14 protein-coding genes are annotated in these 18,920 nt (G+C 67.9%); 6 read left to right on the top strand and 8 right to left on the bottom strand.

The window, feature by feature from the left end:
* The first annotated feature begins 21 nt into the window (after positions 1–21).
* Positions 22–1,350, top strand: a complete 1,329-nt coding sequence (locus tag AC1DZV_RS18365; RefSeq protein WP_028276426.1) for an RNA polymerase sigma factor — start codon at positions 22–24, stop codon at positions 1,348–1,350.
* A 257-nt stretch (positions 1,351–1,607) separates the two neighbouring features.
* Here the strand turns inward: AC1DZV_RS18365 and AC1DZV_RS18360 are convergent, their stop codons facing one another.
* The gene (locus tag AC1DZV_RS18360; protein ID WP_026266251.1) at positions 1,608–1,829 is read right to left on the bottom strand and encodes a DUF7455 domain-containing protein; all 222 of its coding nucleotides are present in this window, start codon (positions 1,827–1,829) and stop codon (positions 1,608–1,610) included.
* Positions 1,830–2,079: 250 nt separating this feature from the next.
* Here AC1DZV_RS18360 and AC1DZV_RS18355 point away from each other — a divergent pair, with 250 nt between their 5' ends.
* On the top strand, positions 2,080–4,188 hold the full coding sequence (locus AC1DZV_RS18355) for a DNA gyrase/topoisomerase IV subunit B (protein ID WP_476950177.1): 2,109 nt from the start codon (positions 2,080–2,082) through the stop codon (positions 4,186–4,188).
* 39 nt (positions 4,189–4,227) lie between these two features.
* Here AC1DZV_RS18355 and AC1DZV_RS18350 read toward each other — a convergent pair whose 3' ends face one another.
* Together AC1DZV_RS18350 and AC1DZV_RS18345 are read right to left on the bottom strand one after the other, a co-directional pair.
* The gene (locus AC1DZV_RS18350; RefSeq protein WP_476950178.1) at positions 4,228–5,217 is read right to left on the bottom strand and encodes a M56 family metallopeptidase; all 990 of its coding nucleotides are present in this window, start codon (positions 5,215–5,217) and stop codon (positions 4,228–4,230) included.
* Positions 5,218–5,223: 6 nt separating this feature from the next.
* Positions 5,224–5,610: a BlaI/MecI/CopY family transcriptional regulator gene (locus AC1DZV_RS18345; RefSeq protein WP_018772400.1), complete on the bottom strand. Its 387-nt coding sequence runs from the start codon at positions 5,608–5,610 to the stop codon at positions 5,224–5,226.
* A gap of 320 nt (positions 5,611–5,930) precedes the next feature.
* Between AC1DZV_RS18345 and AC1DZV_RS18340 the strand changes: the two genes are divergently transcribed.
* The 4 genes from AC1DZV_RS18340 to AC1DZV_RS18325 all read left to right on the top strand — a co-directional run bounded on the left by AC1DZV_RS18340 (position 5,931) and on the right by AC1DZV_RS18325 (position 13,434).
* Positions 5,931–7,526, top strand: a complete 1,596-nt coding sequence (locus tag AC1DZV_RS18340; RefSeq protein WP_243179398.1) for a cytochrome ubiquinol oxidase subunit I — start codon at positions 5,931–5,933, stop codon at positions 7,524–7,526.
* 62 nt (positions 7,527–7,588) lie between these two features.
* Positions 7,589–8,638, top strand: a complete 1,050-nt coding sequence (gene cydB, locus AC1DZV_RS18335) for a cytochrome d ubiquinol oxidase subunit II (protein ID WP_223917101.1) — start codon at positions 7,589–7,591, stop codon at positions 8,636–8,638.
* Positions 8,639–8,646: 8 nt separating this feature from the next.
* Positions 8,647–12,321, top strand: a complete 3,675-nt coding sequence (gene cydD, locus AC1DZV_RS18330; RefSeq protein WP_476950179.1) for a thiol reductant ABC exporter subunit CydD — start codon at positions 8,647–8,649, stop codon at positions 12,319–12,321.
* A 21-nt stretch (positions 12,322–12,342) separates the two neighbouring features.
* Positions 12,343–13,434 carry a GNAT family N-acetyltransferase gene (locus AC1DZV_RS18325; protein ID WP_476950180.1) on the top strand — a complete coding sequence of 364 codons (1,092 nt, stop codon included), beginning with the start codon at positions 12,343–12,345 and terminating at the stop codon, positions 13,432–13,434.
* Between the two features lie 81 nt (positions 13,435–13,515).
* Here AC1DZV_RS18325 and AC1DZV_RS18320 read toward each other — a convergent pair whose 3' ends face one another.
* From AC1DZV_RS18320 to AC1DZV_RS18300, 5 genes are all read right to left on the bottom strand, one after another.
* Positions 13,516–14,034, bottom strand: coding sequence for a DinB family protein (locus AC1DZV_RS18320; RefSeq protein WP_476950181.1), 519 nt, complete (start codon positions 14,032–14,034; stop codon positions 13,516–13,518).
* A 176-nt stretch (positions 14,035–14,210) separates the two neighbouring features.
* Positions 14,211–14,834 carry a DUF305 domain-containing protein gene (locus AC1DZV_RS18315; protein ID WP_476950182.1) on the bottom strand — a complete coding sequence of 208 codons (624 nt, stop codon included), beginning with the start codon at positions 14,832–14,834 and terminating at the stop codon, positions 14,211–14,213.
* 761 nt (positions 14,835–15,595) lie between these two features.
* Entirely contained in the window at positions 15,596–17,047 is a 1,452-nt protein-coding gene (locus AC1DZV_RS18310) for a multicopper oxidase family protein (protein WP_476950183.1), read from the bottom strand.
* 8 nt (positions 17,048–17,055) lie between these two features.
* Positions 17,056–17,313 carry an SHOCT domain-containing protein gene (locus tag AC1DZV_RS18305; protein WP_459384420.1) on the bottom strand — a complete coding sequence of 86 codons (258 nt, stop codon included), beginning with the start codon at positions 17,311–17,313 and terminating at the stop codon, positions 17,056–17,058.
* A gap of 170 nt (positions 17,314–17,483) precedes the next feature.
* The gene (locus AC1DZV_RS18300; protein ID WP_476950184.1) at positions 17,484–18,887 is read right to left on the bottom strand and encodes an MBL fold metallo-hydrolase; all 1,404 of its coding nucleotides are present in this window, start codon (positions 18,885–18,887) and stop codon (positions 17,484–17,486) included.
* Positions 18,888–18,920 lie beyond the last annotated feature (33 nt).

Here is an 18,920-nt window from a genome sequence, read left to right as displayed (position 1 = left end):
CCGCAGCTAGAAAGGTTTTCAGTGACCCCGTCTTCCGCGAAGAAGGAACCCGCCGACCAGGCCGAATTGTCCCCTGAGGAGAAGAAGGCGGCGACCAACGCCAAGCGCGCCGCCACGCGCGCAGCCAACAAGGCTGTCAAGGACGCCGCTTCCGCAGAGGGTGGCGACACCGTCGCCAAGCCTGAGCCCAAGAAGCGCGGGCCCAAGCCCGGCGCGAAAGCCGCGGCAGAAGCCGCCGGCAACTCTGCCAGTACGTCTGACGATGACGTCGACGCGGAAGAGGATCTCGACGACATCACGCCCGACGCCGCCGAGCTCGGCGACGAAGTAGAAGGCGAGGAAGTCGCCGGCAAGGCTGCGGCCACCACCGGCTCCGGCTTCGTCTACTCCGACGCCGACGACGACGACGCTCCGGTGCAGCAGGTTATGTCTGCCGGCGCCACCGCCGACCCAGTCAAGGACTACCTGAAGCAGATCGGCAAGGTCGCCCTGCTGAATGCCGAACAGGAAGTAGACCTGGCCCTGCGGATCGAGGCCGGTCTCTTCGCTGAAGAAAAGATCGCCGCCGACGACGGCACCATGGATCCGAAACTCAAGCGCGAGCTCGAATTCGTCATCCACGACGGCAAACGGGCCAAGAACCACCTGCTGGAGGCCAACCTCCGCCTCGTCGTCTCGCTGGCCAAGCGCTACACCGGCCGCGGCATGCTGTTCCTGGACCTGATCCAGGAAGGCAACTTGGGCCTGATCCGTGCGGTCGAGAAATTCGACTACACCAAGGGCTTCAAGTTCTCCACCTACGCCACCTGGTGGATCCGCCAGGCGATCACCCGCGCCATGGCCGACCAGGCCCGCACCATCCGCATCCCGGTGCACATGGTGGAAGTCATCAACAAGCTGGCCCGCGTCCAGCGCCAGATGCTGCAGGACCTCGGCCGCGAACCCACCCCGGAGGAGCTGGCTCTCGAACTCGACATGACCCCGGAAAAGGTCGTGGAGGTCCAGAAGTACGGCCGCGAGCCCATCTCGCTGCACACCCCGCTTGGCGAGGACGGCGACTCCGAATTCGGCGACCTCATCGAGGACTCCGAAGCCGTGGTTCCCGCGGATGCCGTGAGCTTCACCCTGCTGCAGGAACAGCTGCACTCGGTGCTGGACACCCTCTCCGAGCGCGAAGCCGGCGTGGTAGCAATGCGCTTCGGCCTTACCGACGGCCAGCCGAAGACTTTAGACGAAATCGGCAAGGTCTACGGTGTGACGCGTGAGCGCATCCGCCAGATCGAATCCAAGACCATGTCCAAGCTGCGGCACCCGTCGCGCTCACAGGTCCTGCGCGACTACCTGGACTAAGCGCCACTGGTCGCAGACCGGGTAAAGGTTCTCAGCAATGCGGGGTCGCTTCCCGCCCATCCTCACCGGAGGAACGGGCCGGAAGGGAGCCCGCATTGCTTTTTGCCGCTGCGGCGGGGTGCACGGCACCTCAGTGAACCGGCACCTGACGAACCAGCACTTAACGAATCAGGGCCCCTCCGGTATGGAGGGGCCCTGATGCAGTGGTCTCAAGTCGCCCGGAACCCTGTAGGGCGCCGGGCTGAAACCGGTGCGGTCTAGTCGACCGGAACCGGGGCCTTCTGGTGAAGGCGGTCAGTCTCATCATGCCAGTCTGAACTGAGCGGCTTGAGGGTCGGTTCTACGGCGCGTGCGTGGTGGCCGCAGAAAAGAAGCTCACCGCCGGAGGCACCGAGAACAACTCGGACATATGCCTGTGCTCCGCAACGATCGCACCGGTCTGCGGCGGTCAGTGTGCGGTCCGCAACTGCTGTTGTCATGTTCGGCCTCCTTAGTAGATCGGTATACCTATATAACCAGCATTCGTGGCCAAACCATGGCACGGATGGCCTACTTTCGCTGTCCGCGTATCACGTCTCAGTAACGGCGGGTGGCCGGAGAGCCCCCGCGGGGAGTGGCAGACCGTCGATCACCCGGAGTCCGACTAACCTAGGAAGAGCGTCAAATTCTGTGACTGCCGCCTGCGCACGCTGCGGTGGCTGTCCCGATCCTGTAAGGAGTTCACGACCCGTGGCACCCAGTTCTGATTACACCGCCCGGCACCTCTCCGTGCTGGAGGGCCTCGAGGCCGTCCGTAAGCGCCCGGGCATGTACATCGGCTCCACGGACTCCCGCGGCCTCATGCACTGCCTCTGGGAAATCATCGACAACTCCGTCGACGAGGCCCTCGCCGGCTTCGGCCACGACATCAAGATCATCCTCCACGCGGACAACTCGGTCGAGATCCACGACGACGGCCGCGGCATCCCCGTGGACGTCGAACCGAAAACCGGGCTGACCGGCGTCGAGGTCGTCTTCACCAAACTGCACGCCGGCGGAAAGTTCGGCGGCGGCTCCTACACCGCTTCCGGCGGCCTGCACGGCGTGGGCGCCTCGGTGGTCAACGCGCTCTCGGCCCGCCTCGACGTCGAAGTGGACCGCGGCGGCAAGACATACAAGATGTCCTTCCGCCGGGGCGAGCCGGGCCGGTTCAAAGATCCGGGCACCAAGCCGGACCCCGCGACCCTGTTCGAACCCTTCATCGACGGCTCTGTGCTCGATGTCGTGGGCAAGGCCAAGCGCGGCGTGACAGGAACCCGGATCCGCTACTGGGCGGACCGGCAGATTTTCACGCCCGACGCCAAATTCTCCTACGATGACCTCGCCGCGCGTGCCCGCCAGACCTCGTTCCTGGTGCCCGGACTGAAGCTCACGGTCCGGGATGAACGCAGGATTGCCGGCACGCCCGGAGAATCGGGCCCGCATGAGGAGGTCTTCCACCACGACGGCGGCATCTCCGAATTTGTCGACTTCCTCGCCGCCGACCCCGCCGTCACGGATATCTGGCGCCTCCACGGTGCCGGGAAATTCAAGGAAACCGTCCCCGTCCTCGACGAAAAGGGCCACAGCCAGCTCGCGGAGGTCGAACGCGACTGTGAGGTCGACGTCGCGCTGCGCTGGGGGATCGGCTACGACAGCACGGTCCGGACCTTCGTCAACATCATTTCCACGCCCAAGGGCGGCACCCACCAGTCCGGCTTCGAGCAGGCCCTGCTGAAGACCTTCCGCAAGGCCGTGGAGACCAATGCCCGCAAGCTCAAGGCCGGCAACGACAAGATCGAAAAAGACGACATCTTCGCCGGCCTGACCGCGGTCCTGACCGTCCGGCTGGCCGAACCGCAGTTCGAGGGCCAGACCAAGGAAATCCTGGGCACCTCCGCCGTCCGGGCCATCGTGGCCAAGGTGGTGGAACAGGAGATCACCGCGAAGCTGACCTCCGCAAACCGCAACGACAAGGCCCAGTCCGCGCTGCTGCTGGAAAAGATCGTCAGCGAGATGAAGTCCCGCATCTCGGCGCGGGTCCACAAGGAAACCCAGCGCCGCAAGAATGCGCTGGAAACCTCCTCCATGCCCACCAAGCTCGCCGACTGCCGCACCGACGACGTCGGACGCTCCGAACTGTTCATCGTCGAAGGTGACTCCGCGCTAGGCACCGCCAAGCTGGCGCGGTCCTCCGACTTCCAGGCGCTCCTGCCGATCCGCGGCAAGATCCTCAACGTCCAGAAGGCCTCGGTGGGGGACATGCTCTCCAACGCCGAGTGCGCTGCCCTGATCCAGGTGGTGGGGGCTGGTTCCGGCCGCACGTTCGACATCAGCGCCGCCCGGTACGGCAAAGTGATCCTGATGACAGACGCCGACGTCGACGGCGCCCACATCCGGACCCTGCTCCTGACGCTCTTCTTCCGCTACATGCGTCCGATGATCGACCAGGGGCGCGTCTTCGCCGCCGTCCCGCCGCTGCACCGTGTGGAGGTCGTCAACGCCGGCCAGAAGGCCAACGAGATGATCTACACCTACTCCGAGGCTGAGCTCCATGTCCTGCTGGCGCGGCTCGCCAAGGAGGGCAAGCGCTACAAGGAGCCGATCCAGCGGTACAAGGGGCTGGGCGAAATGGATGCCGAGCAGCTGGCCGAAACCACCATGGACCCCCGGCACCGGACGCTCCGGAAGGTCGGGATCGAGAACGCCAAGCAGGCCGAAGAGACTTTCGGCCTCCTCATGGGCTCGGACGTGGCGCCGCGCAAGGACTTCATCATTGCAGGCGCCGCCAACCTGGACCGGGACCGCATCGACGCCTGACGCCCCGCCGACGGGGACCAGGGTGGCAGGGAGCCGGACTTAGCCGAGCAGGCCGGGGACCAGCAGCAGGGCCGTCGGCACGGCCAGCAGCAGCACGCAGCAGGCCAGGACAGCGGCGCGCAGCGGTTCCGGCAGCGGCGGCTGCGGCGAGAGCAGGCGGCTGACGCGTGACGCCGTCGTACCCGCCGAGCCGCTGCCTCCGGTGGCGCCGGGCTGGCTGGGGTCGCCGTCGGCCACGCCGGGCTCGCCGAACGCCAGGCGCACCGCGGGGGTGGCCGGGGACCCGCTAGCCACAATGGCAATCGCCCTGATCAGGGTCGCCTTGCTCTCCGTCTTGAGCGCGACGTCGTCGGCCAGCATCTCGATCAGAGAGTTGACCGACTCCTGCGCCAGCCGGGTGGTGGGCAGCCAGGGCAGCGCCTGGCGCCACGCGGCGAAGGCCCACAGCAGGAGGTGGTGGCGCTGGCTCAGGTGGGCGTTCTCGTGAATCAGCACGGCACGCAACTCATCGGGCTCCAGGGCGGCCATGAGGCCGTCGGAGAGAACCGTCACGGACCGTGCGCCGCCGGGCAGGCAGTACGCCACAGGCGAGTCCACGTTCAGGACCATCGTCCCCGGGCCGTCGGAGGACGGCGAAGCCAGGAGGTCCAGCAGCTCGCGGTGGCGGCGGCGCTGGCGCTGGATCTTGTAGTAGGTCAGCAGCAGGGTAAATACCAGGTGCGCCGTCAGCAGGGCCGCGGCCGAGAGCGCAAAGATGTGCCAGAAGCCCAGTTCCGTGGTGGGGGCATTGTGGAAGACCATGCCAGCCAGCGCCCGCAGGCCGGAGAGCAGGTTGTCCCCGACCGGCTCGAGCCCGTAAACGAGCATGGCGCCGATCATGGACAGGCCACCGGCCAGCGCGATCGCCTGCCACAACAGCATCGCAGTGAAGGGGGAGCGGGCCGGCCATTGGGCACGGGAAAGGAGGATAGGCACCGGCCACGCCAATGCTATCGCCAGGACCGCCAGAAAATATGAGGTCCAGAACATCGGGCGCTAGCTGCGGCCCAAAAGCTTGCGCAGGGTTTCTGCCTCGTTATCCGTGACGGAACCAATGAACCGGGCCAGGACGGCTTCGCGGTCCGGAGCGGAGCCGAGGACCTCGTGCATGAGTTCCGCGGTGTGGTCCGCGCGGCTCGAGACGGCCTGGTAGCGGTGCGGGCGGGTGCCGCGTTCGCGTTCCACCAGGCCCTTCCGCTCAAGGCGCGAGAGTACGGTCAGCACCGTGGTGACCGCGAGGTCTTTGCCCACGTGTCCGGCGCTGCCGTCCTGGGGCTGGGTGCTTTGTGCGAGGAGGTCCCGCAGCGTATTGGCTGTCGCAGCTTCTTGGCCTGCCCAGAGCAGGTCCATCACTGCCCGTTCCAGTTCACCGAGACTTGCCATTGCGTACATCCTTCTATGCCTGCCGCGCCGGCGTCATGCTGGGAAACTGCTGGTGCCTGCCGGGGCGGTGTATGTGAATACTTCGTTTACAAATTTACAGCGTTTTGCGCATTCTTTCTACATGAAGTAGAACACGGCCGCCCGGCGTGTCGCGCCGCCGGCCCCGGGGCGGCGGGACAGGGGCTTTCTTCCATTGCAGGCCGTGACGTGCCGTGGGAGTCTGAGTTACGGGGAAGCGAGGATGTGTTCTACACTCTGTAGAAGAATCATTTCTACGCCACGTAGAAGTTGCTCGGACCTAGCCAAAAGTAGGGACTGCCTTGGACGCCTTGGAAATCGCACGCTGGCAATTCGGAATCACCACGGTCTACCACTTCATGATGGTGCCGCTCACGATCGGCCTAGGGCTGGTGGTGGCTGTGATCCAGACGCTCTGGTACCGCACCGGCAAGCCCGAATATCTGCGCATGACCAAGTTCTGGGGCAAGCTCTTCCTGATCAACTTCATCATGGGCGTGGCCACCGGAATCGTGCAGGAGTTCCAGTTCGGTATGGCCTGGAGCGAGTACAGCCGCTTTGTCGGTGACGTTTTTGGCGCCCCGCTGGCCCTGGAAGCGTTGTTGGCGTTCTTCGTCGAGTCAACCTTCCTGGGCCTGTGGATCTTCGGCTGGAAACAGCTCAAGCCCGCCATCCACCTGGCCTGCCTCTGGATCGCCGTCATTGGCTCCGTCTTCTCGGCCTACTTCATCATCGTGGCCAACAGCTGGATGCAACACCCCGTCGGCGTCGAAATGGTCAACGGCCGCCCCGTCATGACCGACGCGTGGGCCGTCTTCACCAACAACACTGCCCTGGTCGCCGTGCCCCACACTCTCTTCGGCGCCCTCGCCGTCGCCGGCGGGTTCCTGCTCGGCATCGCCTGGTACCACCTGTGGCGCCGCCGCCACGACGGCATCGACACCATCGGGGCCGACGGCAAGGTGATACCCGGCGAAGCCGCCGGCATCCTCGGCCGGGACCGCAGCGACCACACCGTCTGGATCCGCTCGCTGAGGATCGGCGCCGTCGTCGCCATGATTTCCTTCGCGGGCACCGCCGTCACCGGAGATCTGCAGGGCAAGCTCATGTTCGAGCAGCAGCCCATGAAGATGGCCGCCGCCGAGGCAGCCTGCCATGATGGCACCGGCTTCTCGGTCCTCAGCGTCGGCAACCTCGGCGCCAAGAACTGCGATGACATCGTGGCCGTGATCGAGGTCCCCGGCATCCTGTCCTTCCTGGCCAAGGGCGACTTCACCACGGAGGTCAAGGGCGTCAACAGCCTGCTGGGCGAGTACCAGGACAAGTACGGCACTACCCTGCCGGACAACCCCATCTACGGGGACCGCGCCGGACAGCAAATCCAGTACGTGCCCGTCATGGAAGTCACCTACTGGGGCTTCCGGATGATGATCGGCTTCGGCGGCGTGGCCGCCCTCGCCGCCCTTCTGGCGCTGTGGGCCACCCGCAAGGGAACCGTGCCGGCCTCCCGCGGCCTCATGCGCCTGGCGGTGTTCGGGATCCTCGCACCGTTTGGTGCCAACGCGGCGGGCTGGATCTTTACCGAGATGGGCCGCCAGCCGTTCGTCGTCGCCCCCAACCCGGACCCCAGCGGCATCGACCAGGTCTTCATGTTCACCGCCGCGGCCGTCTCACCGGGAGTCTCGGCCGGAGAGATCCTGACCTCCCTCGTGGTCCTGACCTCCATCTATGCTGTGCTGCTGGTGGTGGAGGTCAAGCTCCTGGTCAAGTACATCCGCGGCGGCGTGGCCTCGGCCATGCCGGAACTTGCCCACGCCCCCGTTGACGAAAACGAGGACAACACCCCCCGGGGCGGTCCCGGCAAACCCGACGACGACGTCCTGGCGTTCGCCTACTAGGCGCCCGCCCGGCACCCCACCACCCAGCAACCCACACGAAAAATACGCAGAGGATTCTCAGCATGGAACTGCTACCCACCATCTGGTTCGTTGCCATCGCGGTGTTGTGGACGGGCTATCTCTTCCTCGAGGGCTTCGACCTCGGCGTCGGCATGCTGATGAAGGGATTCGCCCGGAACAACACCGAACGCCGCGTCCTGATCAACACGATCGGCCCGGTCTGGGACGGCAACGAAGTCTGGCTCCTGACCGCCGGCGGCGCCACCTTCGCGGCGTTCCCGCTCTGGTACGCCTCGCTGTTCTCCGCCCTGTACCTGCCACTCCTGCTGGTTCTCGTGGCGCTCATTTTCCGGGCGGTCGCCTTCGAATACCGCGGCAAGGTGGACAACCCCCGGTGGCGCGCCCGCTGGGACTGGGCCATCTCGGCAGGGTCGTTCGTCGCGGCCTTCGGCGTCGGCGCCGCACTGGCCCTGACCACCACGGGACTGCCGCTGAACGCCAACGGCGACCGCGAGGGCGGCCCCTTTGCCTGGTTCAGCGGCTACGCCGTGCTCGGCGGGCTCGCCGTCGTCGGATTCTCCCTCCTGCACGGTCTCGGGTTCCTGGCGCTGAAGACCGACGGCGAGGTTCGCCACCGGGCGCGGGCCTGGTTCGTCCGGCTGCTGCCTGTGCTGCTGCTGCCCATGGCCGGCTGGGCGGTGAGCCTCCAGCTCCTCAGCGGCGAGGCCTGGACCATCGCTGCCGTGGTCGCCGCCGTCGTCGCCGCGGTCCTGGCGTGGAATTTCGCCCGCAAGGGTGCCGAAGGCCGTGCCTTCATGTCGCTGGGTGCATTCCTCCTGCTCGGCAGCGCCTCCATCTTCGGTGCCGCCTTCCCCGTGGTTCTTCCGTCCACGCTGGATCCCGCGTTCAATCTCACCGTCTCCAACGCCTCGTCCTCGGACTACACCCTGGGCCTGATGAGCATTGTGGCCTGCATCGGGCTGCCGCTGGTCCTGGCGTACCAGGCCTGGACGTACTGGGTGTTCCGGCGCCGGGTGAGCGCAGCGCATATCCCGGAGGCGCACAGCTTCCTTCCCGCGATCGCCGCCAAAGCGCTGGCACCGAAGGACTAACTTCCCAGATGAGACCGTTCCCCGCCGGCCCCTCGACCCGTTCCGCCCTCTACCTGCTGGGACTGCTTGCCGCCCTCAAAGCGCTCTCGCTCGTGCTCATGGCGCAGGCCGTCGCTTCGATGCTCGCCGGGCTCGCCGCTCATGACCCCGCCTGGGCAGACCAGCTGGTTCTGGGCGCCGCGGGGGCAGTGCTGCGCTCACTGACGGTATGGGGCCAGTCCGTGGCCTCACGCCTGGCGGCGCTCGGCGTGAAGGAGGAGCTGCGCTCGCAACTGCTGGAGCAGGCGCTCAGGAACGGCACGCGGTCTGCCGGGCCCGCCGACGGCGGCCTCGCCGTGCTGGCCACCCGGGGGCTGGATGCCCTGGATAGCTACTACACCCAGTTCCTGCCCGCGCTGGTGAACTGCGCGGCCATTCCGCTGCTGCTGGGCGCCCGCATCCTGTTCGCCGACTGGGTCAGCGCCGTGGTGATCGTGCTGACGGTGCCGCTGGTGCCGCTGTTCATGATCCTGATCGGGCGGTACACCGAGGAACGTGTCAGGGACGCCCAGTCCGCACTGGCACGGCTCTCCGGGCACATGCTCGAGCTCGCCAAAGGGCTGCCCGTCCTCGTGGGCCTGGGCCGGGCCTCAGCCCAGCGCCAGGCGCTGGAGGACATGTCCGAGGAATATCGTTCCCGGACCATGGGGACTCTGCGCACGGCCTTCCTCTCCGCCCTGGCCCTGGAGCTCATCTCGACGATTTCCGTGGCGGTCGTCGCCGTGTTCATCGGCGTCCGCCTGGTCCACGGCGACATGGCGCTTGAGGCAGGGCTGCTTGCGCTCATCCTCGCTCCCGACTGCTACCTTCCGCTCCGGGAGCTCGGCACCGCACACCACGCCAGCGACGACGGCCGGGCAGCGCTCGCCGAAACCACAGCAGTCCTCGCGGATCCCGGAGCCGCACCCCTGGATCCGACGCCGGCCTCCGGTCCTGCTGCCGGCCCGCCCGCCATCACCGTGGACGGACTGACCGTCCGCTTCGGCGGACGCACGGACGCCGCCGTCGGACCGTTGAGCTTCACTGCCGCGGCCGGCCAGATCACGGCACTCGACGGTGCCAGCGGCGCCGGCAAGAGCACCGTGCTCGGAGTCCTCGCCGGGACCGTCGGGACGGACGCGGAGACCGCCGTGTCCGGACGCCTCGGAGGATTCACGACGGCGGAGGTCGCCTGGGTGCCACAGCACCCCGTCATGGTGGCCTCCACGGTGCTGGATGAGATCCGGCTGTATCTCGGCGTTCCCGCCGCCGACGACGGCGTTCCCGCCGCCGCCGGCACCGAGGCGGGCGGCACCGACGTGGGCGCGGAAGTCGATGCGGCAGTGAGGTGCCTGGCAGCCGTGGGCGCGGGGCACCTGGCGGCCAAGCACCTGGCCGAGCTGAGCCCGGGAGAGCTGAGACGGGTTGCTCTGGCCCGCGGGCTGGCGAGGATCGAGGCCGGCGCCCGCGTACTGCTCCTGGATGAACCCACCGCCCATCTGGACCGGGGATCGGCCACACTGGTCAATCGGGCCCTCGCCGGGCTCCGCGGAAAGGTCACCGTGCTGCTCGTTGCGCACGACCGGCACACCCGGGACCTTGCCGACACTCTCGTCGCGGTGACGCCGGGCGCCGGCGGCCACCACGGCGGTGAACCTCCGGCCCTCGTCCCGCCCCTGCCGGCATCCGCCGGGGGAGAGCCGGGCGTGCAGGCGGCGGCCACCCGGGCGCCCTTCCTCGTGGACGCCGCGGCGCCGGGCCACAGCCAGAGCCCGGGCCCAAGCCCGACCCCGGATCCGGGCACGACTCCGGGCCGCCCTGAAACCGGCACCGCACCTGCCGCGGCCGCCGGTTCGGCCAGCTCAATCGGCTCCGGCTCCGGCTCCGACTCCGGTGCAGCCGGCCCGTCCGGTTCGGTCCCTGCCCAGCTGCGTCGCCTGCTGGCCCCGGTCAAGGGCCGGTTCGCCGCCGCCGGAGCCGTAGGCACGTTGGCGGCCCTGTTCGCCGTCGCCCTCGCGGGGCTGTCCGGCTGGCTCATCATCCGGGCCAGTGAACAGCCGCCCATCCTGTACCTGCTGACCGCGATCGTCGGCGTGAGGTTTTTCGGCGTCGGCCGGGCGTGCCTGCGGTACTCCGAGCGGTTGGTGCTGCACGATGCCGTGTTCGCCGCCTTGACCCGGCTCCGGGGCCGGCTCTGGGAGTCGCTGAGCCGCCGCGCGCTGTCCCTGCGCCGGCTCCTGCAGGGCGGCAACGTACTCGGCACGGTGGTGGACGACGTCGACACGGTCCGCGAGCTTTTGCCCCGCGTCGTGCTGCCGCCCGTGACCGCCATCGCTGTCGCCGCGGCCGCAGTGGCCGGGATCGGGCTGCTGCTTCCCGCTGCGCTGCCTGCCGTGGCCGCCGCAGCGCTGCTGAGCATTGTCGTTTCCCCCGCCCTGGCGTTGGCCGCCGACCGCATGTCCGCCGGCACCGAACAAAACCTCCGTTCCGGCGTGCTCCGTCACGTTGCCGCTGCCCTGGACGCCCGCGCGGAACTGCACGCGAACGGCGTCAGCGCCCCCGTGCTCGATGCGATTGGCCGGGCGGACCGGGCCGCGACGGCAGCCTCACAGCGGTCGGCATGGGCGGAGGGTCTCGGCCAGGCCCTGACCGTCCTGGCCTGTGCCGGGGCCGCCCTGGCCAGCGCCGTGCTGGCCGCCCCGCTCGCCCTGAGCGGCGCGGTCGAACCGGAGACTGTTGCCGTCGTCGTCCTCGTGCAGCTGGCCCTGGTGGACCCTTACGCGGCCATCACCACGGCCGTGCGGCAGTATCCCGCGCTCCGCGCCGTGATGCGGCGGATCAGCGCGGCAGGAGTCCTGGAGGCGGGGGCGAACAGTGACGCGGACGGCGGCGCCGCAACGGGCGGACTGGTGCCCGTGGCTTCGCGGCCCGGCGGCCGGCCAGGGATTGAACTCGTGGACCTCGCTGCCGCGTGGCCTGGCGGCGGAAATGTCTTCAGCGGACTCACGGCCGAGGCCGGCCCCGGGCGCTGGCTGGCCGTCACCGGCGCCTCCGGCTCCGGCAAGTCGACCCTCCTGGCCACGGTCCTGGGGTTCCTGCCGGCGGCCGGCGGCCACCTGTACCTGAGCGGACGCGCCGCCTGGTGCCCGCAGGAGGCACACCTGTTCGACTCGACCATCCGCGGCAACCTTCTCCTGGCGCGGCCGGAGCCAGCTCCCGCCGGTACGGACAGTGCGCAGCGTGGACCCGGCGGCGCCGTGGTGGCCAACGGGGACGAGCAGATGCGGGCTTCCCTCGACGCCGTCGGACTCGGCCCGATGCTGGCCCGGCTTGAGGACGGCCTGGACACCCGGATCGGCCCGGGCGGGGCCTTCCTCAGCGGCGGAGAGCGTACGCGCCTGGCCGTTGCGCGCACGCTCATGACCGGGGCCGACGTCATCCTGCTCGATGAACCGACGGCGCACCTCGATGCCGAGTCAGGCAGGCTCATGCTCGCCGAATTGCGCGACGGGCTGCGCGACCGGACCGTTGTCCTGGTCACCCACAACCCGGACGATATCGACGCCGCGGACACCAGACTGGACCTGGACGCCGCAGCCGCGGCTGCCGCCACGGGCGCCGCGGGCGAGGGTCCGGCGACGGCGGCCGTGCTGGCGCGCGGGTAACCCGCCTATTAGCCTGTTGCCATGAACCGCAACGGCGAGCTCCACCCCCGGCCCGCACTCGATCCCCGGCTGTCCTGGCGGCCGGCGGAGCGCCGCAACCTCGACGCGTGGGCTGGCCTGATTGCCCGCACGGCCGCCGTCGAGCAACCCGTCTGGTTCGAGCGCCAGGCGGACCTGGAACAGATCCTGGAGTCCAAAAATAACCCGGTAACGGCGAACACCATCATCGGCTTCGATCCGGAGGGCGTTGCCCGGGCCTACGGCCGGATCACCAAGAACCGAGACGGTGACAAGGCGAACGGCTCCGGCTGCGTTGACCCGGAGTGGCAGGGGAGCGGGATCGGCACCTCGCTGCTGGGCTGGATGGAACAGCGGACCAGGGACCGCTTTGCCGAGGACGCACGGCCTGCCGGCACGGTTGGGGATGCCGGCACGGTTGGGGATGCCGGCACAGTTGGGGATGCCGGCGATGCCGGCGACGGGGGCGTCCCGTGCCCGAGACTGCGGCTCCATACCGAGCAGCAGCACCAGCACCAGGCCGCCTTGTTCGCCGGTTCCGGCTACGGCATTGTCCGCTATTACAACGAGATGCACCGGCCACTGACCCAGGCTGTGCCTGAATCCTTCCTGGACCCCGGACTGGAGCTCGTCACTTTTGGGCCGGAGTTGCATGAACCGGTGCGGCTGGCGCACAACGCGGCATTCCGGGACCACTGGGGCAGCGAGCCCCGCGACCAGGAGGGTTGGGGCTTTGTGGTGAATGATCCGCAGGCCCGGCCGGACCTGAGCGGCGTCGTGCTGGACCGTTCTACCGGCACGGTGGCCGGGTACCAGTTGGCCACCCACGACGTCGAGGCCGCCCTGACCCGCGGCTTCCGCGAAGGCTACACGGAGCTCCTCGGCGTCCGGCGCGAGTACCGTGGCCGGGGCATCGCGCAGGTGCTCTTGGCCGATGCCATGCGCCGCTTCGCGGCCGCGGGCATGGACGTGGCGTCGCTGGATGTCGACTCGGAGAACCCGAGCGGGGCCCTCGCGCTCTACATCAAGATGGGCTATGTGGCCGTCAACCGGAGCATGGCGTGGGACAAGGAGCTTCAGCCGGCCGTGCCGTAGGGGCCGCCTCAGGGAACCGCAGACCCTGCGCCCGCCCGCCGGCCGTCCGCGTGGCTGCCGTCCGCGCGCCAGTTCTTCGCGTTAGCCGTCCACGTCGTGGAGGTGGTGGACTACGTCGTGTAGGAAATACTGCGCGAAGGTCAGGACAGTGAACACCGAGCCGTTGCTCCGGGTCCCCAATCGGACCCAATCCTCCTCCTTTACCCGTGCGAAGGACGCGGCAATCTGCTCGCCCTCCGCCGTCAGCTCGATGCCGACCTGGGCTGGATCGGCGTTGGCGTAGTCCTGCTCGATTGCCGTCTTGTCCTGGTCCCAGTCATCGAACCGGGCATCGTCCTCGGACAACATGAGGGACAGGCGGTGATCGAAAAGTGTGAAGACGTCCCGGACGTGGCAGCCATACTCGAGGACGGACCACGTGGCTTCGTTGGGCCGTTCCGTCGCGTCCGGCCGTCGGAGGGCTGCACGCCACCGCGGGAGCATGCTGATGACGATCCCCGGCACCGTGGCCGGGGTCGCGGTGGAGGCATCGAAACCGCACTCGGGGCAGGGCTGCGACAGGACCCAAGTCCAGTCCTTGGAATCCGGAATGATAGGCATTCCAGCAGTGTAGGTGCATTCGTTCCGCCGGGCATCCCGGCCCGTCGCTGCAGCCGGTGCGGCACCCAGGTGCGAGGCCAAAGCAGCACCGCCGTCGGCCGATGCTTTGGACTGCGTCGGCCGGGGCCGGGACGCTGCTGGCCCCGGTCCGAAGGCGGACCGGGGCCGGGACTCTGCTAGAGGCTGGCCAGCAGATCCTTCATCTCCTGGATTTCAGCTTCCTGGGCGGTCACGATTGCCTTGCTGAGGCTGAGGGCGTCAGGGTTCTTGCCTTGGCTGCTTTCAGTCTTGGCCATCATCACCGCGCCCTCGTGGTGGACGATCATCTGGGCCAGGAACAACGTGGCCGCGTCGGCGCCCTGGGCGGCATCGAGCTTCTTCAGGTCGTCATCGCCCATCACCCCGTCACCCATGCCATGGCCGGACGCCATCTGGGCGGGTTCGTTCCAGGTCTTGAGCCAGCCCGTCATCTGCGCGATTTCGGGTGCCTGTGCGGCCTTGATCTTTGTGGCGAGCGCGGTGATCCGCGCGTCCATGCCCTGCTTCCTGAGCATCATGTCGCTCATTTCCACGGCCTGGGCGTGGTGCGGGATCATCCCTTGGGTGAACATGGTGTCTGCCGCGTTGTGGCCCGCGGTTGCGGGCGCTGAGCTTGACGACATGCCCAGGCCGCCGCTGCCCATGCCCGGCATGGTGCCGGCGGGTGTGCTTCCGGAGGTGCCGGCGCAGCCGGCAAGGGCGATGGCGGCGGAAATGCCGAAGGCAGAAATTGTGGCAGAAATGGTCAGGGAGTTCTTCATGGGGTCAGGTCCTTCAATCATCAATCGGCGTTGTGGCACGCCTGCGGATGACACGCCCGCGCCGCTGGAAGAACGGGATGGAGCGTGTCGGGTAAGTGGGGACGCCGGACAACGACACGGCGCGATCCCGTCTTACGTCCGGCTGATGGAAAGATCGCCCGGCGAAGGACTTGCGGGGAGATAGCAGCAGGCCCTGACGGCGGCGTCGCCGTGCGTGTCCGGGTTGTGCATCGAGGCCGGCGCCATGCCAGGTGGCGGCGCGGCCAGGGACGTCATTGCCGCCGAGGGCACACAGGCCGAGTGCATTGACGCAGCGTCGGCGCAGTTCGATTGGCATATGCACGACACCGCGGGGGCAGCGGCCCGGCTGCCGGCCGTCAGGTCGGGACCGGCTGGGGTCGCAGGGCGCGGAGCCAAGGAGTCATGGCCCATAGTGCGCTCTTGCAGGGCATGGGCGGCCGGATGAGGTGCGAGGTTGGTCTCCGGCCGGGAAGATGACCCCGCGGCTTCCGCGGAGGATGTCACCGCGGTCATGGCATGAGCGCCATGCATTCCGGTCATGATGTGCATCCCGAGGAATCCAGCCACGACGGCCAGCAGGCCCACTAGCAGGAATCCGCGGCGAAGGGCGGTTGCGGCATGGCTCATGAAAGCTGCGGCCATGGCATTCTCCCTCCGGTTGGCAGTGTTGGATGGTAGCCAGGTCAAGGCTACAGGCTGGGCATTTGCCGGGCCGTCGTCGGGATACTTGCTCCCCGTGGCTAGCGGACTTCGATGACGCCCATCATTCCTTGGTCCTCGTGGTCCAGAATGTGGCAGTGGTACACGGAGCGGCCGGTGAAATCCTTGAAGTGGATCCGGACCCGCACCTGTCCGTTGGCGGGTATGTTGACGACGTCACGCCAGACGGGCTGGCCCGGCGTCTGGCTCTGTTCCTCGATGATCTGCATCGGCCAGACGTGCAGGTGGAAGGGATGGTCCATCGGGCTGGGATTGATCAGGGTCCACTCCTCCACCGTCTGCGCGGCAACGGTGGTGTCCGTCCGGCTTGCGTTGAATTCACGGCCGTTGATGGTGAAACTCATTCCCATCCCCATGCCCATGCCGCCGACGGCGAAGGTCAGCTGCCTGCGGGCGGCAACGGCCGCGGTCCTCAGGTCTGCCGCTGCGGTCCGGGACGGCACCGCCGGAGGAGGAGCGGCCGGGGCACCGGTGACCGAGAGGGTCGCCAGCACGAGATCCCCTGTGCCCTGGGCGCTGTTCGGGGCTGGCCCTGCCGGTCCCATCATGCCGGCCATGCTGCCACGGTTGTAGTAGACGGCACTGAGAGTGGCGTCGCCCTCGACAGCTGTGACCAGGACATCTGCACGGTTGCCCGGCGCCAGCAGCACCTCGTCCGTGTTCCGGGGTGTGGGGAAGCGGCCGGAATCGATGCCGAGGAGCTGCATCTGCTGCCCGTCCAGGCGCAGCTGCAGGTAGCGCGCCACGCACGTGTTCACGATCCGCCACCGCTCACGCTCGCCCGGCCGGGCGGAAAGTTTCGGGTTGCTTTGTCCGTTGACCAGGACAAGTTCACCTTCCCGGCCGAGCATCCGGTCCATGGGCGAGGGGCCGCCGACGGTTCCGGAGCCGTCCAGGGTGATGTCAGAGACGACCATCACCCGCTCGCGGCTGACGTCCACGGGCTGTGCGTCCTCGACGATGATCGCACCGAACAGGCCGGCGAAAATCTGATCGGCGACCATGCCGTGATGATGGGGGTGGTACCAGTACACGCCGGGCGGATGGTCCGCAGGGAGCCGGTACTCGTAGCGGAACGAGTGGCCGGGCTCGACGACGTTGAAAACGTTGTCTCCGTTGCCCTGGGGTGAAACGTGGAGTCCGTGGACGTGCAGGTTTGTCGGGACGTCCATGCTGTTGACCAGTTCGACGGCGAACACGTCCCCACTCCTCAAACGCAGGGTTGGGCCGGGGATTCCGCCGTTGTAGCCAAGCGCCGAGGCCTGCTGGCCGCCGAGCTGCACTGAGCCAGCGGACGCTTCGAGCCGGACCTGCAACCGTCCGTTGCTGCTGCGCAGCTGCTTCGGGTCGGTGAAGTCTCCGCCCGCGACGGTCGAGAACCGGGAACTGACCGTCCACCAGAGCCCGGCTCCGCCGGCGGCTATGGCTGCCGTGCCGAGGCCGCCCAGCAGGAGCGCGTTCCGGCGTCTCATTGGGAGCACTATTGGTCCTCGCCGAGAACCTTTAGCTGCTCGCGGTATTGCTCCGCCGTCAGTTCACCCCGGGCAAAGCGTTCATCGAGGATCTGCCGGGCCCGGCTCCTGCCGGGGTAGGGACCCTGCGGTCCCTGCATCCCGCCGTGAGTGCCGCCTCCGGCAAACATGCGCACGGCGACCAGTACCAGCAGCGCTATGCCGATGAGCAGGAGTATGCCCCACATCCACATCCAGGCCATATTCATGCCGTAGCCCCACATCAAGACCGGTGCCCTTTCGCCTCAGACCATTGCTATTCCGATTCTTTGGCCGACCTCGGCTGACCGGTAGAGTCCGAAGGCCTCCCCGCCCCGGGAGCCTTCGACGCCGTCCGGGGCGGTCACCGTTGGCTTCGCGTGCCCCCCGGCGTGGCGACGGACGTCCCTTCCCAGGGTCAGCGGGATGAGGCCACGGAGGGCCGGTGGGCGGCCCAGGCCGCGTAGCTGCCGTCGAGTTCAACGATGTCGTACCCGGCGCGGCGCAGGGCGCTGGCCGCGACGGAGTTGCGGATGCCGCTTTGGCAGTAGGTCACGATAGTGCCTCCGGCCGGGAGTTCGTCGAGGTGCCACATGACGCGGCCGCCGCTGAGCTGGTGGGATCCGGGGATGTGTCCGGCCAGGTGCTCGGTGCGGTTGCGGACGTCCAGCACCATGGCAGCGTCAAAGTCGGCCAGATCGGCAGGCTGGATCAGCCGCGGGGTAGAGGTTGGGAGGCCTTCGACGCCGGTGAGGTAGCCGGCGATGTTGTCGATGCCGACGCGGACCAAGTGATCCCACATCTCTTGGGCCTGCTCCGGCCCGGCGGCCAGCAGAACCAACGGGTTCTTATCGGTTTCCGGGTTCACGACCCAGGCGCCGTAGCTGGCCACTGACTTGCCGGCGGGGATGTTCAGGGAGCCGGTGACGGTGCCCTCGTGGACCTCGGTGTTGGAGCGGGTGTCTATGAAGGTTGCCTTGTCCGCAGCCAGATCCCTGGTCACGGCGGCGATGTCCAGCTCCTGCAGCGGGGCACGTTCCCTCAAGATTGCCGGGCCGATACGGTTTTCGCGCTTCATCCGCCCGAAGTAGGCGTGGGCGTCCGGCTGGCCGTCGAGAAGCTCATTGACGAACCCCTGCTCGTCGTTCGCGGCGAGGTACGGGCCCCACCAGGCGTAGAGCCGTTCGTAACCGACGGTGGTGGAGGGGATGGCGCCCAGGGCCTTGCCGCAGGCGCTGCCGGCGCCGTGGGCCGGGTGGACCTGGACGTAGTCGGGCAGGGGCAGGAATTTGTCCCGCAGACTGGCGAAGAGCTGCCTGGCACCCTCAAACCGGGTGTCCACGCCGCCGGCCGCTTCGTCCAGCAGGTCCGGGCGCCCCAGGTCACCGGAGAAGACGAAGTCACCGGAGAGCAGGTAGCCGGGCTGGTCGCTGAAGGCGCCGTCAGTCACCAGGAAGGACAGGTGCTCCGGGGTGTGGCCCGGGGTATGAAGAGCCTGGATGGTGATGTTGCCGAGGGCGATCCTGTCGCCGTCGTAGAGCCGTTCGCCGTCGAATTCGTACTGCCAGTCCGGGCCGCCTTCGCCGGAGACATAGATCGTGGCGCCGGTGGCTGCGGCCAGCTCGCGGGTGCCGGAGAGGTAGTCGGCGTGAATGTGGGTTTCGGTGACGGCCACAATCTTCATGCCGTTCTTCTCGGCCAGTTCCTGGTACACCGCGATGTCCCGGCGGCCGTCCACAACAACAGCCTCACCCTTGGCCTGGCAGCCAATCAGGTAGCTGGCCTGGGCGAGGTCTTCATCGTAAATGCGCTCGATAAGCATTGGTGCTCTCCTTCGTGGGGGAAGTTTGGTATC

The organism is Arthrobacter sp. P1_D12 (assembly GCF_056406175.1).
Note: the sequence above shows the minus strand (reverse complement) of the source record. Positions and strands in the feature narration are given on the sequence as shown.